The sequence below is a fragment of the Plantactinospora endophytica genome (assembly GCF_016862915.1).
GTDB lineage: Bacteria > Actinomycetota > Actinomycetes > Mycobacteriales > Micromonosporaceae > Plantactinospora > Plantactinospora endophytica.
The window spans coordinates 190,620-204,769 of record NZ_BONW01000041.1; the positions used below are offsets into that span (position 1 = coordinate 190,620).

15 protein-coding genes are annotated in these 14,150 nt (G+C 72.2%); 13 read left to right on the forward strand and 2 right to left on the reverse strand.

The annotated features are described in order from the left end of the window. Nucleotides 1-31 precede the first annotated feature (31 nt). From Pen02_RS34330 to Pen02_RS34390, 13 genes are all read left to right on the forward strand, one after another. Nucleotides 32-967, forward strand: a complete 936-nt coding sequence (locus tag Pen02_RS34330) for an ABC transporter permease (RefSeq protein WP_203870324.1) — start codon at nucleotides 32-34, stop codon at nucleotides 965-967. Beyond that, nucleotides 967-2,058, forward strand: coding sequence for an ABC transporter ATP-binding protein (locus Pen02_RS34335; protein WP_203870325.1), 1,092 nt, complete (start codon nucleotides 967-969; stop codon nucleotides 2,056-2,058). Before Pen02_RS34330 ends, Pen02_RS34335 begins: the two co-directional genes overlap by 1 nt. After that, nucleotides 2,055-3,233: an ABC transporter ATP-binding protein gene (locus Pen02_RS34340; protein WP_203870326.1), complete on the forward strand. Its 1,179-nt coding sequence runs from the start codon at nucleotides 2,055-2,057 to the stop codon at nucleotides 3,231-3,233. Before Pen02_RS34335 ends, Pen02_RS34340 begins: the two co-directional genes overlap by 4 nt. A gap of 5 nt (nucleotides 3,234-3,238) precedes the next feature. Then, nucleotides 3,239-3,988 carry a mycothiol-dependent nitroreductase Rv2466c family protein gene (locus tag Pen02_RS34345; RefSeq protein WP_203870327.1) on the forward strand — a complete coding sequence of 250 codons (750 nt, stop codon included), beginning with the start codon at nucleotides 3,239-3,241 and terminating at the stop codon, nucleotides 3,986-3,988. Further along, nucleotides 3,985-5,556 (forward strand): ABC transporter substrate-binding protein, encoded by a 1,572-nt coding sequence (locus tag Pen02_RS34350; protein ID WP_203870328.1) that lies wholly within the window; start codon nucleotides 3,985-3,987, stop codon nucleotides 5,554-5,556. Before Pen02_RS34345 ends, Pen02_RS34350 begins: the two co-directional genes overlap by 4 nt. 106 nt (nucleotides 5,557-5,662) lie before the next feature. Beyond that, nucleotides 5,663-6,211 (forward strand): TIGR03086 family metal-binding protein, encoded by a 549-nt coding sequence (locus tag Pen02_RS34355; protein WP_203870329.1) that lies wholly within the window; start codon nucleotides 5,663-5,665, stop codon nucleotides 6,209-6,211. A 130-nt stretch (nucleotides 6,212-6,341) separates the two neighbouring features. After that, nucleotides 6,342-7,391 (forward strand): ABC transporter permease, encoded by a 1,050-nt coding sequence (locus Pen02_RS34360; protein ID WP_203870330.1) that lies wholly within the window; start codon nucleotides 6,342-6,344, stop codon nucleotides 7,389-7,391. After that, the gene (locus tag Pen02_RS34365; RefSeq protein ID WP_203870331.1) at nucleotides 7,372-8,292 is read left to right on the forward strand and encodes an ABC transporter permease; all 921 of its coding nucleotides are present in this window, start codon (nucleotides 7,372-7,374) and stop codon (nucleotides 8,290-8,292) included. The genes Pen02_RS34360 and Pen02_RS34365 overlap by 20 nt, the downstream gene beginning before the upstream one ends. Then, nucleotides 8,289-9,332 (forward strand): ABC transporter ATP-binding protein, encoded by a 1,044-nt coding sequence (locus tag Pen02_RS34370; protein WP_203870332.1) that lies wholly within the window; start codon nucleotides 8,289-8,291, stop codon nucleotides 9,330-9,332. Before Pen02_RS34365 ends, Pen02_RS34370 begins: the two co-directional genes overlap by 4 nt. Further along, nucleotides 9,329-10,378, forward strand: a complete 1,050-nt coding sequence (locus Pen02_RS34375; RefSeq protein WP_203870333.1) for an ABC transporter ATP-binding protein — start codon at nucleotides 9,329-9,331, stop codon at nucleotides 10,376-10,378. The genes Pen02_RS34370 and Pen02_RS34375 overlap by 4 nt, the downstream gene beginning before the upstream one ends. Before the next feature lie 15 nt (nucleotides 10,379-10,393). Further along, nucleotides 10,394-11,167 (forward strand): mycothiol-dependent nitroreductase Rv2466c family protein, encoded by a 774-nt coding sequence (locus Pen02_RS34380; protein ID WP_203870334.1) that lies wholly within the window; start codon nucleotides 10,394-10,396, stop codon nucleotides 11,165-11,167. A gap of 95 nt (nucleotides 11,168-11,262) precedes the next feature. After that, nucleotides 11,263-11,547, forward strand: a complete 285-nt coding sequence (locus Pen02_RS34385; protein WP_203870335.1) for a hypothetical protein — start codon at nucleotides 11,263-11,265, stop codon at nucleotides 11,545-11,547. A gap of 5 nt (nucleotides 11,548-11,552) precedes the next feature. Then, nucleotides 11,553-12,074 carry a hypothetical protein gene (locus Pen02_RS34390; RefSeq protein ID WP_203870336.1) on the forward strand — a complete coding sequence of 174 codons (522 nt, stop codon included), beginning with the start codon at nucleotides 11,553-11,555 and terminating at the stop codon, nucleotides 12,072-12,074. Nucleotides 12,075-12,276: 202 nt separating this feature from the next. Here Pen02_RS34390 and Pen02_RS34395 read toward each other — a convergent pair whose 3' ends face one another. Both Pen02_RS34395 and Pen02_RS34400 read right to left on the reverse strand, forming a co-directional pair. After that, a complete protein-coding gene (locus Pen02_RS34395) occupies nucleotides 12,277-13,332 on the reverse strand; it encodes a TrmH family RNA methyltransferase (RefSeq protein WP_203870337.1) in 1,056 nt (351 codons plus the stop codon). After that, on the reverse strand, nucleotides 13,329-14,054 hold the full coding sequence (locus tag Pen02_RS34400; RefSeq protein ID WP_203870338.1) for a hypothetical protein: 726 nt from the start codon (nucleotides 14,052-14,054) through the stop codon (nucleotides 13,329-13,331). The genes Pen02_RS34395 and Pen02_RS34400 overlap by 4 nt, the downstream gene beginning before the upstream one ends. Between the last annotated feature and the right edge of the window lie 96 nt (nucleotides 14,055-14,150).

The following is a 14,150-nucleotide window of genomic DNA, read 5'->3' on the forward strand; positions in this document are numbered from 1 at the left end:
CGGGGAACGAGGGCGAGGGAGAGGCGATCCGATGACTGTCGACGTACCACGACGATCCGCACCCGGGCCGGCGGTCGCGGTCCCCGCCGCCGACGAGGCGTGGATCGCGGCTCCCCGCCGGGACCGGCAGCTCGCCCGGCTGGCCCAGCTCGGCCGGGCGCTCCGGGCCCCGGCGGTGGGCATCCCGGCGGCGGTCTTCCTGCTGGTGGTGCTGGCCTGCTTCGCCGGGCCGGCGCTGCTGGGCCTGCCGTCGCCGGTCACCGGCGACCTGGCGGACGCGATGGCCCCGATGGGCTCGCCCGGGCACCTGCTCGGCACCAACGAACTCGGCAACGACGTGCTGTCCCGGCTGCTGCACGGCGGCCGGGTGTCGATCGTCGTCGGGCTCGGCGCCACCGCGATCAGCCTGGCGGCGGGCGCACTGCTCGGGGTGACCGCCGGCTTCTTCGGCGGCTTCTACGAGACCTTCGTGATGCGGCTCTTCGACACCCTGCTGGCCTTTCCCGGGCTGATCCTGGCCCTGGTGATCGCCGACTACCTCGGCCCGAGCCTGACCAACACCACGCTGGCGATCAGCCTCTTCGGAGTCTCCCGGTTCGGCCGGCTGGCCTGGTCGCAGACCCTCACCGTCCGGCACCGGGACTTCGTCACCGCCGCGCGCAGCGACGGCGCCGCCGCGCACCGGGTGATCTTCGGGCACATCCTGCCGAACGTACTGCCCCCGCTGCTCGGCTTCGCCCTCTTCACCATCGGCACCGCGATGATGATCGAGGCCGGGCTGAGCTACCTCGGGCTCGGCGTGCCGGAGCCGGAACCCACCTGGGGCAACCTGATCGCCTCCGGCGACGCGTACCTGAGCAGCGATCCCCGGCTGGTCGTGCTGCCGAGCATGGCGCTGTTCGTCACGGTCCTGTCCCTGAACCTGGTCGCGGACGGGCTCCGCGGCCGGCTGACCGAGGAGCGCTGATGACGGAGAACGGCACCGTCCGGGCCCCGGCGGCCGTCCCGGTGGTCGAGGTCGAGGACCTGACCGTACGGGTACGGCGCGGCTCGACCCTGCTGACCCTGGTCGAGGGGCTCTCCTACCAGGTGGCTCCGGCCCGCTCGTTGGCGATCGTCGGCGAGTCCGGCGCCGGCAAGTCGATCGGCATCCGGGCGGTGCTCGGGCTGCTCGACCCACGCCGCTTCGAGGTCACCGGCACCGTACGCCTGGCCGGCGTCGACCTGGCCACCCTGCCGAAGGCGAAACGGCGCGGCCTGGTGACGAGCGTGGCGTCGCTGGTGTTCCAGGACCCGACCCGGTCGCTGAACCCGACGATGCGGGTCGGGCCACAGATCGCCGAGGCGATGCTGGCCGGGTCCGGCCGTCCGGACGAGGCGGCCGGCGAGCCGGCGGTGGGTCGCGCGGAGGCACGCCGCCGCAGTGTCGAGCTGATGCGCGACGTCGGGATCGCCGCACCGGAGGAGCGGTACTTCGCCTATCCGCACGAGCTGTCCGGCGGGATGCGGCAGCGCATCGTGATCGCCATCGCGCTGGCCTGCCAGCCAAAGGTGATCTTCTGCGACGAGCCGACGTCCTCGCTGGACGTGACCACCCAGGCGGCCATCATTGACCTGCTGGACGGGCTGCGCGAGTCCCGGTCGATCGGCACCGTCGTGGTCACCCACGATCTCGCGCTCGCCGCCTCCCGGGCCGAACAGGTACTGGTGATGTACGGCGGGCAGGCCGTCGAGACCCTGCCGGCCAAGGGCATCGCCCGGACCTCCCGGATGCCGTACACGCAGGCGCTGATCCGGGCGGTGCCGGACGTCGGTACGCCGGGCCGCCCGCCCCGGCCGATCGAGGGCCTGCCGCCGGATCCGCGTACGCCGCCGCCGGGCTGCGCCTTCGCGCCCAGGTGCGAGCACGTCCGGGACGACTGTGCCGAGGAGCGACCGGCGCTGGTCGAGGTGTCGACCGGTCACTCCGTCCGCTGCTGGCACCCGGTGGCGGTGACCGGGCAGGAAACCACGGCGGCGAACCTGCCGGCCGCCCGGCAACCGGAGGTGACCCGATGACGCCCGAGCCGACCCACCCGACGACCACGGAGCCGACGGTGCTGGACTGCGCCGACGTGGTGCAGGAGTTCAGGGTGAAGGGGCGCCGGCCGTTCCGACGGGCGACCGTGTCGGCGGTGGCCGGGGTGAGTTTCAGCATCGCCCGGGGCGAGACGTTCGCCCTGGTCGGCGAGACCGGCTCCGGCAAGTCCACGCTGGCCCGTACGGTGATCGGCGCACCCGGGCCGGTCAGCGGCCGGATCACCGTCAGCGGTCGTACGGTGGGCCGGCGTCGTCGGGCGGAGCGGGGCGGGCGGCGTACCGGCGGCGTCCAGATGGTGTTCCAGGACCCGTTCTCCGCGCTCGATCCACGCTGGACGGTGGAGCGGAGCGTGGCGGAGCCGCTGGTCACCGCCGGGGTTCGGTCGGTACCGGAACGCCGTCGCCGGGTCGCCGAGATCCTGCACCTGGTCGGGCTGAGCGCCAGCCGGTTCGGCGGCCGGCGGCCCCGGGAACTCTCCGGCGGCCAGGCCCAGCGGGTGGCCATCGCCCGCGCCCTGGTGTCCCGGCCGGATCTGGTCATCCTGGACGAGCCGGTGACCGCGCTCGACGTGTCGGTGCAGGCCCAGGTGTTGAACCTGCTCTTCGAGCTGAAGCGCCGGCTGTCGCTGACCTGCCTGCTGATCGCGCACGACCTGGCCGTGGTGCGTACCCTCGCGGACCGGACCGGGATCATGTATCTCGGTCGGCTCTGCGAGACGGCGCCGACGGACGAACTGTTCGCCAACCCGGCGCACCCGTACACCGCCGCGCTGCTCTCGGCGATTCCGCCGGCCCTGGACGCCGAGACCGTCCGGGAGCGGATCCCGGTGGTCGGCGAGCAGCCCTCGCCGCTGCGGCCACCGTCCGGCTGCCGGTTCCGCACCCGCTGCGTCCACGCCCGGCAGACCTGCGCCGAGTCGGTGCCGGAGCTGCGCGAGATCGCCCCGGGGCACCGGGTGGCCTGTCACTTCCCGCTCGTCGGCGCCCCGTCGACCGCCGATCGCCCGGCCGATCGGGGACCGTCGGCCACCGACCTTCCGGCCGATCCCGGACCGTCGCTCACCGGCCTTCCGGTCGACCCCGGACCGTCGGCCGCCCCCGCCGGGCCGGGGCCCGGTCCCACCTCCCGAACCACTGCCGGAGAACAAGGGTGATTGCTGTGGAATCCGTGAAGATCTATTTCGATCCCAGGTGTCCGTGGTGCTATCTGACCACCAAGTGGGCCTGGCGACTGGCCGAGCTGGGTGAGATCGAGCTGGACTGGGGCCTGTTCTGCCTGGAGATCCTCAATCTCCCGGAGGGTGCGGACCCGCTCGAACTGAAGGCGGTCTCCGGTCCGGCACTGCGCTGCGCGGTGGCGATCCGGGAGCGGGCCGGCTCCAAGGCGATCGGTCCGTTCTACCGGGCGCTGGCCCGGCGTACCTGGGAATCCCGGCCGCCCGCGCCGGACCTGGTGGTGGCGGTCCGGGAGTCGGTGGTCGAGGCCGGCTTCGAGGCGGACCTCTTCGACACCGCGCTGGCCGACCCGCAGACCTGGGCGGCGGTGGTCGCCGAGCACCAGGAGCTGTTCGGCCGGGCCCGCAGCATCGGGGTACCCACCATCGCGCTGGACGGCGGCGACGGGCCGATGATCTTCGGCCCGGTGCTGAACCGGATGCCCAGCGACGACGAGGCGGTCGAACTCTGGCGGCACGTCTCCTGGCTGGTCCGCTACGACAACTTCTCCGAGCTGAAGCGCGGCCGGCTCGGCCCGCCGACGCTGCCGGCGGTCTTCTTCGACGACGGCACCCGGACCCCGTGGTGGCCGTGGGGCCAGCGCCCGTGGGTCGCCCCCGAGCCCGACCCCGATCCCACGAAGCAGCCGGCGGAGTCGACGACCGGAACGACAGAGAACGGAGCGGAAAGATGAGACGGCGGAACGTACTCCTCCGGTTGGCCCTGGTCGGATGCGTCGGCCTGGCCACGGCGGCCTGCGGCGGTGGTGGTGGTGGTGCCACCGGCGCCGGCGGGGCGAACGGGAAGATCACGGTCGGCGGCTACAACTACAAGACCCTGGACCCGGGCGGCACCGGGTACATCAGCAAGTCGGTGCCGATCTCGCTGGACATCTACGGCTCGCTCTTCGACCCGCCGGAGTCCAAGGACGGCGACTTCGTCCCCGACCTGGCCACCGGGTACAAGTACAGCGACGACCTGAAGACGCTCACCATCGAGCTGCGCCAGGGGGTGACCTTCTCCGACGGTACGCCGTTCGACGCCGAGGCGGTGGTCTACAACTTCGAGCGGTACAAGCAGGCGGAGTCGCCGAACGCGCAGTACTTCCGGCAGATGGAGTCGGTCAGGGCGACCGGTACGCACCAGGTCACGATGAACTTCTCCGTGCCGACCGCGACGATGGTCGCCTTCCTGACCTACACCCCGGCGACGCTGATCGCCTCGCCGACCGCGCACAAGAAGGCGGGCCAGCAGCAGTTCGGGCTGAAGCCGGTCGGGGCCGGACCGTTCGAGATCGTCAGCCACAAGCCCGGCGAGGAGCTGGTGCTCAAGCCGTTCGAGAAGTACTGGGACCGGGCCAACGTGCACCTGGCCGAGGTGAAGTTCATCAACACCAGCCCGGAGGCGCAGGTCTCCTACCAGCACGTCGCCTCCGGCTCGATCGACAGCGTGCAGGTCAGCGGGGTCTCCACCCCGCCGAACGTGCTGGACGACGCCAAGGCCAACCAGCAGATCGCCACCATCGCCGGTGAGAACACCCTCTACGGCTTCCTGCCGATCAACACCTTCAAACCGCCGTTCAACCGGCCGGAGGCGCGACAGGCGATCAACTACTGCACCGACCGGGACTCGATCGCCACCAACGTGCAGCGCGGCTGGGTCACCCCGGCGTACGTGCTGGCCGGCGCGGACAGCCTGTACTACCCGGACGGTGGGGTGTCCGGCGCGAAGGCACAGTTCCCGTACCCGTTCGACCCGGTCAAGGGCAAGGCGCTGGTCGACCAGCTCGGTGGGCTGGAGTTCACCCTGCTCAACATCGGCGGTCACTCGCAGGTGATCTCGAACGCGCTGGCCCAGCAGTGGCAGCAGTGCGGGATCAAGGCGCAGGTCAAGGCGGTGCAGGGCCCGCAGCTCAGCGAGGCGTACTCGGACGGCACCTACCAGATGGCGTACGCCTTCAGTGGCGGCATCAACGACCCGCAGTTCTACACCTCGTTCCAGTCGCCGAACACCCCGCAGGGCAAGCACGGCTTCGCCCGGGAGCACCCCGAGGTCCCCGAGCTGATCCAGTCGGCGAACCGGACCGTCGACCCGGAGGTCCGCAAGACCACCTGGCGCAAGGTCTGGACCTCGATGAACGACCTGGCGGTGGACATCCCGATCATCAGCGGGCCGAACTACACCTTCCAGAACAAGTGCCTGGCCGACGTCGACTTCGCGGCGGTCGGCGCCCAGTTCAAGAGCGCCCGACTGACCTGTTAGGAGACCGCGGAGCTGTCCACAGACGCGGTGCCGTCAGGCGACGGCCCGAGCTGTCAGGTGAGCGCGGTGCCGTCAGGTGAGCGCGGAGCTGTTAGGAGATTGCGGAATGGATCTGCTGGTGGAGCTGGACAAGGCTCTGGAGACGTTCGGGAAGCGGCTGGCGGCGGTCGGCCCGGACCAGTGGACGGCGGGTACCCCGTGCACCGAGTGGGACGTGTCGGCGCTGGTCCGGCACGTGATCGAGGGCAACGCGCACTGCGGCCAGCTGCTGCGCGGTGAGGAGGTGGACCGGACCCCGGTCGGCGACGACCTGACCGGGACCTGGTCGGCCAGCATCGAGGTGATCCGCTCGGCGTTCCGTGAGCCGGGCGCGATGACCGCCGAGGTACGGCTGCCGAAGCGCACGGTCAGCGGCGAGCAGTTCCTGATCATGCGGATCAGCGGGCTGGTGGTGCACAGCTGGGACCTGGCTCGGGCGATCGGGGCCGCCGAGGAGATGGACGAGGGCCTGGTCCGGCTGGCGTACGGGTTCTTCGCCCCGGCGGCGGCCGAGGGCAGTCTGCCGGCGGACCGGTTCGGGGCGCCGTTGCCGGCGGCCGAGCCCGAGGCCGACCTGTTGACCCGGCTGCTGCTCGCCTGCGGGCGCAACCCGTGACACCCCGGCCTGGATGTGTTAGGAATTCTCGTGGACGAAACGTGGATAGGTCTCGTTTCTGCTCTCCAAAACTCGGTACCGGAATCATCGGTGCCGATGCCCGGGTCTGCCCTGGAATGTGCGGTGATCGATGTCTGACACCCTGACCCGCTCGCCGGGCCGCTCCGACCGCCCTGCGGTCCGGCCGCCCCGCGCGGCCGGCCTGCTGAACCGCTCACCGGCGGTACGCGTCGCGATCAAGCGGGTACTCCAGGCCGTCCCGGTCGTCTGGGGCGCCACCTTCATCACGTTCTGCCTGATGAACCTGCTGCCCGGCAACGCCGCCGTCGCACTGCTCGGCGACGACGCCACCCCGGAGCAGGTGGCGGCGCTCTCGGCCCGGCTCAACCTGGACGAACCGTTCCTGGTCCGCTACCTCCAGTGGCTGGGCAACGCGCTCACCGGCGATCTGGGCAACTCGTTGCAGAACAACGAGCCGGTCACCGCCATCCTCGGCCGGGCCCTGCCGGTCTCGCTGGAGCTGGTGGTGCTGGCCTTCGCGCTGGCGCTGCTGGTCGCGGTACCGACCGCCGTGGTCGCGGCGAAGCGCCCCGGCGGCTTCGCCGACCGGATCGGGATGCAGATCAGCATGTTCGGACTCTCGGTGCCGAACTTCGTCTTCGCCCTGGTCCTGGTGCTGGTCTTCGCGGTCGGCCTGCGGGTACTGCCCGCCGTCGGGTACGTCCCGATCGGGCAGGGGCTCGGGCCGAACCTGCGGGCGATGATCCTGCCGGCCACCGCGATCGCGTTCGCGCTGTTCTGCGAGTACACCCGGGTGCTCCGGGCCGACATCGTCGACCAGATGCTCCGGGAGGACTACATCACCACCGCCCGGGCCAAGGGGGTCGGGAGCTGGCAGGTGCTGGTCCGGCACGCGCTGCGCAACTCGGTGTTCAGCCTGCTGACCATCGTCGGGCTCCAGTTCGGCGCGCTGATCGGCAGCACCGTGATCATCGAGCAGATGTTCGGGCTGCCGGGCATGGGGCAGGGGCTGCTCCAGGGGATCAACAACCGGGACATCCCGGTCGTCCAGGCGTACGTGGTGGTGATGGCCTGCTTCGTCGTCGGCGCCAACCTCGTCACCGACCTGCTCTACGCCGTCCTCGACCCAAGGATCCGCCATGGCCGTCCAGCCGCCTGACCTCGCCACCGTCCGCCCCGGTGCCGACCCGGCCGCCGACCCGCTCGACGCCGGACCGCGCCCACGCGGCCGGACCGGCCGACGCGCGCGGCGGCGTACCGGCAAGGGGCTCTGGATTCCCGGGACCATCCTCGGGCTGATCGTGCTGGCCTGCTTCGTCTGGCCGCTGGTCTACCGGGACCTGCCGTCACCGACCGCCGGCTCGCTGCTCCAGGCGAACCTGCCGCCGTTCTCGCCCGGACACCTGCTCGGCACCGACCCGCTCGGCAACGACATCGTCTCCCGGCTGCTGCACGGCGGCCGGGTGTCGCTGGAGGTCGGACTCACCTCCAACGCCATCGGCCTGCTGCTCGGCGGCTCGCTCGGGATGTTCGCCGCGTTCCGGGGCGGCTGGCTGGAGACGGTCACCATGCGGCTGCTGGACATGCTGATCGCGTTCCCGTCCCTGGTGCTGGTGCTGGTCGTCTCGACCTACCTCACGCCGAGCAAGCTGAACGTGATCTGGGCGATCTCGTTCTTCTCCATCCCGACCTTCGCCCGGCTGGCCCGGGCCGCCACGCTCCGGCTCCGCGAGCAGGTGTACGTCGTCGCCGCCCGGCTCGCCGGAGCGCGGGACTCGGCGATCCTGCTCCGGCACATCGCCCCGAACGTGCTGCCCCAACTGCTCACCTACAGCCTGCTCTGGGTGGCCGCCGCGATCGCCATCGAGGCGTCGCTGAGCTTCCTCGGGTTCGGCGTACCGGCGTCGGAGCCGAGCTGGGGGATGATGATCTCGCGCGGTCAGGCGTACATCTCCAGCAATCCGGAACTGGTGCTGATCCCGAGCGCCTGCCTCTTCCTCACCATCGTCTGCCTCAACACCCTCGGCGACGCCCTGCGAGCCCGGACCGGTGCGCCATGACGACCCAGATCCAGCCGGACGCCGCCGCCCGGACGGGCGACCCGGACGCGCCACTGCTGACCATCGAGAACCTGGAGGTCACCTTCCGGACCCGGGACGCCCCGGTGCACGCGGTACGCGGGGTCGACCTCACCGTGTACGCCGGGCAGACGCTCGCGGTGATCGGCGAGTCCGGCTCCGGCAAGACCGTCACCTCCCGGGCCGTCATGGGCCTGCTGCCCCGGACCGCCAGCGTGCGCGGCTCGATCCGGCTCGGCGACCGCCAGATGGTCGGGCTCGGCGAGAAGGAACTGCGGAAGTGCCTGGGCCGCGAGGTCGGGATGATCTTCCAGGACCCGGCCCGGTCGCTGAACCCGACGATGCGGATCGGCAGCCAGCTCACCGAGGCGATCCGGGTGCACCTGCCGCTGGACCGCCGCCAGGCCCGGGAGCGCGCGGTCGAACTGCTGGCGATGGTACGGCTGCCCGCGCCGGCCCGGCGCTTCCACGAGTACCCGCACCAGCTCTCCGGCGGAATGCGTCAACGGGTGATGATCGCCATCGCGCTGGCCTGCCAGCCGAGGCTGCTGATCGCCGACGAGGCGACCACCGCGCTGGACGTCACCACCCAGGCGCAGATCATGGACCTGCTGCTCGACCTGCAACAGCGGTTCGCGATGGGGCTCGTACTGATCAGCCACGACATGGGGCTGGCCGCCTCGTACGCCGACCAGGTCGCCGTGATGTACGCCGGCCGGGTGGTCGAACGCGCCCCGACCCGGGAGATGATCGCGCACGTCCGGATGCCGTACACCCGGGCCCTGCTGGACGCGACACCGAGGCTGGAACGCCCGCCGCACGCCCCGCTGCCGGTGATCTCCGGCCGGCCGCCGGACCTGCGGGCACTCGACCCCGGCTGCGCCTTCGCCCCGCGCTGCTCACGCGTGCGGGAGCGCTGCCGGCAGGAGCGGCCGGAGCTGGCCGAGCACCAACCCCGGCACGAGTGGGCCTGCTTCTTCCCCTGCGCGGACGACACCATCCCCGGTGAGGACGAGAGATGACGACGGGAAACGGGACCGGCCGGCCCCTGCTGGAGGTCCGCAACCTGGTCCAGGAGTTCGTGGTACGCGCCCACGGCGGGGTACGCGGTGGAGTGGTGCACGCCGTCTCCGACGTTTCCTTCGAGGTACGCGCGGGGGAGACCCTGGGCGTTGTCGGGGAGACCGGTTCCGGCAAGTCGACGATGGTCCGTTCGGTGCTCCAGGCGCCGCCGCCGAAGTCGGGCGAGGTGTGGTTCCAGGGTGTCGACCTGGCCACCGCCCGCCGAAGGCGGGACCTGGTCGCGGCCCGCCGGCAGATGCAGGCGGTCTTCCAGGACCCGTACGGCTCACTGGATCCGAAGTGGACGGTCTTCTCGATCGTGGAGGAGCCGCTGGCCGCGTACCGGACCGGGGACCGGCGGCAGCGGCGGGCCCGGGTCGAGGAGGTGCTCGATCTCGTCGGGCTCGACCCGTCGGTCTTCGGCGACCGGAAGCCGGGGCAACTCTCCGGCGGCCAGTGTCAACGGGTGGCGATCGCCCGGGCGCTGACCCTCGCCCCGGCACTCATCGTCTGCGACGAGGCGGTCTCCTCGCTGGACGTGCTGAGCCAGGCGCAGGTGCTCAACCTCTTCGAGCGGCTGCGTACCGAACTCGGGCTCTCCTATCTCTTCATCGCGCACGACCTGGCCCTGGTGAAGCAGGTCAGCGACCGGGTCGCGGTGATGTACCTGGGTACGCTCTGCGAGGTCGGTCCGGCCGAGGAACTGTACCGGAACCCGCTGCACCCGTACACGAAGGCGCTGCTCGACTCGATTCCCAGCCCGGACCCGGAGCGGCCCCGGCCGAGGGTGCCGGACGAGCTCGCCGGCGAGCCGCCGTCCCCGCTCGACCCGCCGAGCGGCTGCCGCTTCCGGACCCGCTGCCCCCGGGCGGCCGACATCTGCGCCGCCGAGGCGCCGCCGGTCCGGGCCGCCCGACCGGACCACACCGTGGCCTGCCACTTCCCGCTCTCCCCGGTCGCCCCGGTCTCCCCGGCGCGGCACGGCGGCGACGGCGCGGCCGACTAGAGACGAGGTACCCGCATGGAGAAGATCACCTTCCTGTTCGACCCGCGCAGCCCGTGGTGCTACCAGACGTCCCGTTGGGCCCGCCGGCTCGAGGCGCTCGGCGAGATCGAACTGGACTGGGGGCTGTTCTCCCTGGAGGTCGTCAACCTGGCCGCCGACGAGGACCCGGCCGCGCTCGACGCGGAGTACGGCGCGGCGCTGCGTACCGCGATCCTGCTGCGCGACCGGCACGGCCGGGCCGAGATGGGCCGGTTCTACGCCGCGCTCGGTGCGCTGATGTGGGAGCAGGAACCACCGGCCGCCGGCCCGGACGGCCCCGCCCCGGCACCGTCCAGCGCGGAGAGTTCCCGGGCGGCACTGGCGGCGCTCGGCCACGATCCGGCGCTGGTCGACGCGGCGACCGCCGACCCGGCCACCTGGACCGCCGTGCTCGCCGAGCATCGGAGCTGGCTCGACCGGGTACGCGGCTTCGGTGTGCCGACCCTGGTCTTCGACGGCGGTGCGGGGCCGGCGGTCTTCGGACCGGTGATCCGGGAACTGCCCGACGACGAGACCTGTGTCGAGCTGTGGCGACACTTCTCCGGCCTGGCCCGCTACGACTACCTATTCGAGGTGAAGCGCCGCAAGGAGTTGACCCTGCGGGCCGAACTGCCCGCCGCCGTGTGGCGGGCCGACCTGCGGGTCCAGGCGATGCGCGCCGCCCGGGAGGCGCAACGGCCGGGTGGCCCGTACGAGGGGTCCAGCCTGGAGTGGGCGATGGCCGGCCTCCGCCAGGACTCCACCTCCTGACCTCGATACTGCTCTAGTTCCGCCGGACTGACCAGGTCGGCCTCCGGGGCTCGCGCGGTTCCGGCGGCATTGACCAGCCTCGCTACCCTTCTGGCATGTCGCTCGGCGTGCTCCGGGCCGCCGCCCTGGCGCTCGGCATCGTTGCCTTCCTGAGCCGGTTCGCGGTGACCTGGTGGCTGGAACCGGTGACCGATCGGGTCGAACCCTCCGACCTGGGCCTGCTGGTCCAACTGCTGGCGCTGGCCGGCACCGTCGTGGCACCGCTCGTCGTCCTGACCCGGGTCGTCGCGCCGCTGCGCCGGCGTCCCGCCACCTTCCAGGTCGACACTGCGGCCCGCCGGTTCATGTCGGGGCGTTCCCCCGCTTCCAGGGGGCACTGACGATCGTGTTTCTCTGGGCTGCCGCAGGGCTCGTCGTGGTCGAGCGTGGACCGGAGCGGGACGTGCTCGGCTTCAACGACTGGCCGTCCGAGACGTACCACGGAGTCCTGTTCGCCGTCGTCGTCGGGTCCGCGCTGGCCGCGCCGTTCCTCCGGCGGGCGGGCATCGTGTTGGAACCGATCGGGATCACCGTGTACGGGCCCAGGGGCGACACCACCATCGACTGGGACGAGCTGGCGCCCGGCGGGCCACCGCCACCGGCACCGGTCAGCCCTCGCGTCACGCTCTACCGCCGGGATCGGCATCCAGGGGCGGGTCGCCGACCGCGTACCGACGAACTGCCGGTCGGGTTCCTGAACGTGCAACCCGACTTCCTCGCCTCGGCGATCCGGGAGTACGTCGCGCATCCGTCGTTCCGGGTCGGGATCGGTACCGTCACCGAGCTGGCCCGGCTGCACGCCGACCTCCCGACCCGACCCGGCGGCCAGTCTCCGGCGAGCGGCCCGCCGCACCGTGGGCTCACCTGAGGCCGAGGCCGGCCAGGCTGACGGCGGTGGCGGCGGCGGTACTACTCTCAAACCCACCAACAGCACAAACACCCGGCGTTGCAACGACCAGTTGAATCCGCCCGGGTCGTAGCGCCTCTGTTGTCCAGGTCGATGCGGGCGGCGGCTCGGCCGGCGGGTACCCGGGTGGGGCGGGGACGTCAGGTGCGGCGGGTGGCCGGCGTCAGTACGTCGCCAGCTCCGCCGGGGTGACGAGTTCCGTGCCCGGTACGTCGACCAGGTCGAGCGCGCTGTCGTAGCGAAGACCGTGCCGGGCCGGCGTACCGGAGCGGCCGGCGGCGGTACCGGCACCGAGCTGCCGGGCGACCTCGGCCAGCACGATCGCCGCGACCAGCCGGTAGCGGTACCCGAATCCGACGGCCGGCACCTCGACCCGGGCGTACTCCACCCGTGGCCCGAGCCGCCGCAAGTCCTCGTCCAGCCCGGGGGAGCGCTCGTCCGGGATCACCAGCAGGGTGTCCGGCCCGCCGGTCAGCGCCACCCGGTGCAGCGCGGGACCGTCCACGTCGAGCCCGGCGACCACCACCCGGCGGTACGGCACCGGCCCGTCCGCCGGGACGGGTACCACCCGCAACGGGTTGCGGTGGCTGCGCGCCGCTGCCCGGGCCTCGGCGCGTACCGGACGTGGGGTGTCCCACCACACCTTCGCCCGGTCGTCCAGCCCCACCGTCTGCCAGCCGAAGGCGGCGGCCGAGCGCAGCGTGCTGCCCGCCTCCACATGGTCGTCGGGGCCGAGCAGCAGCACGGCCGGCCGCCGCGACCCGGGTTGGCCGCCCCGCACCGGACGCCGACCGGTGGCGCCGAGCAGGTAGTGCAGGGCGACTGCGGCGGCGGAGGCGACGTTCAGGGTGTTCACCCCGCGACCCGGCATCGGGATCTGTACGCAGCGGGCGGCGGCGCGCAGCGCGTCGGGCCGTACCCCGAGACGTTCGTTGCCGACCACGACGGAGGGGTGCCCGGCGGGCAGCGCGGTATCGAAGACGGACGTCGCGCCGGGGGCGTTCTCGACCGCGACGATCGGGGTCACGCCGTCCATCAGTTCTGCGGTGTCGAGCAGGTCCAACTGGCCGCCGGCCCGCTCGGCGGACCACTGCGCGGCCAGCCCCCGGCTGTCCCGGAACAGGCACGGTACGCCGAACATGGCCGCCGCGTCCCGCAGCGCGTACGCGTTGGCCGGGTTCCCCACGCCGTCGCCGACCAGCCGGGCGGGTCCGCTCACCGGGCCGCCGTACCGGTCGACCGCGCAGCCGTACCGGTCACCTCGGCCGCTGCCGTCCAGCGCAGTCGGCAGCGCGCGGCGAAGTCGTCGGCGTACCGCTCGTGGTCGGCCGTACGGCGGATCCGGGCGGTCCGCTTGCCGGTCATCTGCTGCACCTGGTGGTGGCCGATCTCGTGCAGCAGACCGTCGAAGAGCACGAAGTCGCGCAGCGTCGTACCGGGCCAGTCGATCCGGGTCAGTGTGGCGGCCGACTCGACCCGGGCACCGGCCCGGACCAGGCGGGACTCGGAACGTGGCCGGAGCCGCCCGGGCACCGTCCACGGTGGTCGGGGCTGCTCGTGCAGCAGCACCACACCCGGCACCAGCAGCGTCGCCAGGACCGGACCGAGGTGACCAGCGGCGACGGACTGCCGCAACTCGACGGCACGCAGGCCGTACCGGACGGTGGGACCGAAGAAGTCGAGCAGCCGCGCGATGTCGGCGACCGTCGCCGGATGGACGAAGCCCGGTCGGGCCGGGACCGACCGGATCGGCAACCGGATCAGTGCACCGTCGACCGGGGTGAATTCGAGCGGGTAGGCGGGCTCGCAGCGCTGGGCGGCGGTCGACCGGCGGAGCCGGCGGCGACGTACTCTCGGCTCGGCCGCGCGTCGGGCCCAGGGCGCGGCGAGTCGCCGGGGCGCCCGGATCGGGTACGGGTCAGTATGCAGGCTACGGCTCACGCGGCGCGGGTCCTCCGAGTTGGCAACGCCTGTTGGTACCAGGATCCGGCCGGACGGCTCCACCGATTTCCGCCGCCGGGCAGGTCAGCTCCACCG

Bases quoted from the DNA above. Each gene is read 5' to 3' on its own strand.
- Pen02_RS34330 (WP_203870324.1), top strand. From the start codon at position 32: ATGACTGTCGACGTACCACGACGATCCGCACCCGGGCCGGCGGTCGCG.
- Pen02_RS34335 (WP_203870325.1), top strand. From the start codon at position 967: ATGACGGAGAACGGCACCGTCCGGGCCCCGGCGGCCGTCCCGGTGGTC.
- Pen02_RS34340 (WP_203870326.1), top strand. From the start codon at position 2,055: ATGACGCCCGAGCCGACCCACCCGACGACCACGGAGCCGACGGTGCTG.
- Pen02_RS34350 (WP_203870328.1), top strand. From the start codon at position 3,985: ATGAGACGGCGGAACGTACTCCTCCGGTTGGCCCTGGTCGGATGCGTC.
- Pen02_RS34355 (WP_203870329.1), top strand. From the start codon at position 5,663: ATGGATCTGCTGGTGGAGCTGGACAAGGCTCTGGAGACGTTCGGGAAG.
- Pen02_RS34360 (WP_203870330.1), top strand. From the start codon at position 6,342: ATGTCTGACACCCTGACCCGCTCGCCGGGCCGCTCCGACCGCCCTGCG.
- Pen02_RS34365 (WP_203870331.1), top strand. From the start codon at position 7,372: ATGGCCGTCCAGCCGCCTGACCTCGCCACCGTCCGCCCCGGTGCCGAC.
- Pen02_RS34370 (WP_203870332.1), top strand. From the start codon at position 8,289: ATGACGACCCAGATCCAGCCGGACGCCGCCGCCCGGACGGGCGACCCG.
- Pen02_RS34375 (WP_203870333.1), top strand. From the start codon at position 9,329: ATGACGACGGGAAACGGGACCGGCCGGCCCCTGCTGGAGGTCCGCAAC.
- Pen02_RS34380 (WP_203870334.1), top strand. From the start codon at position 10,394: ATGGAGAAGATCACCTTCCTGTTCGACCCGCGCAGCCCGTGGTGCTAC.
- Pen02_RS34385 (WP_203870335.1), top strand. From the start codon at position 11,263: ATGTCGCTCGGCGTGCTCCGGGCCGCCGCCCTGGCGCTCGGCATCGTT.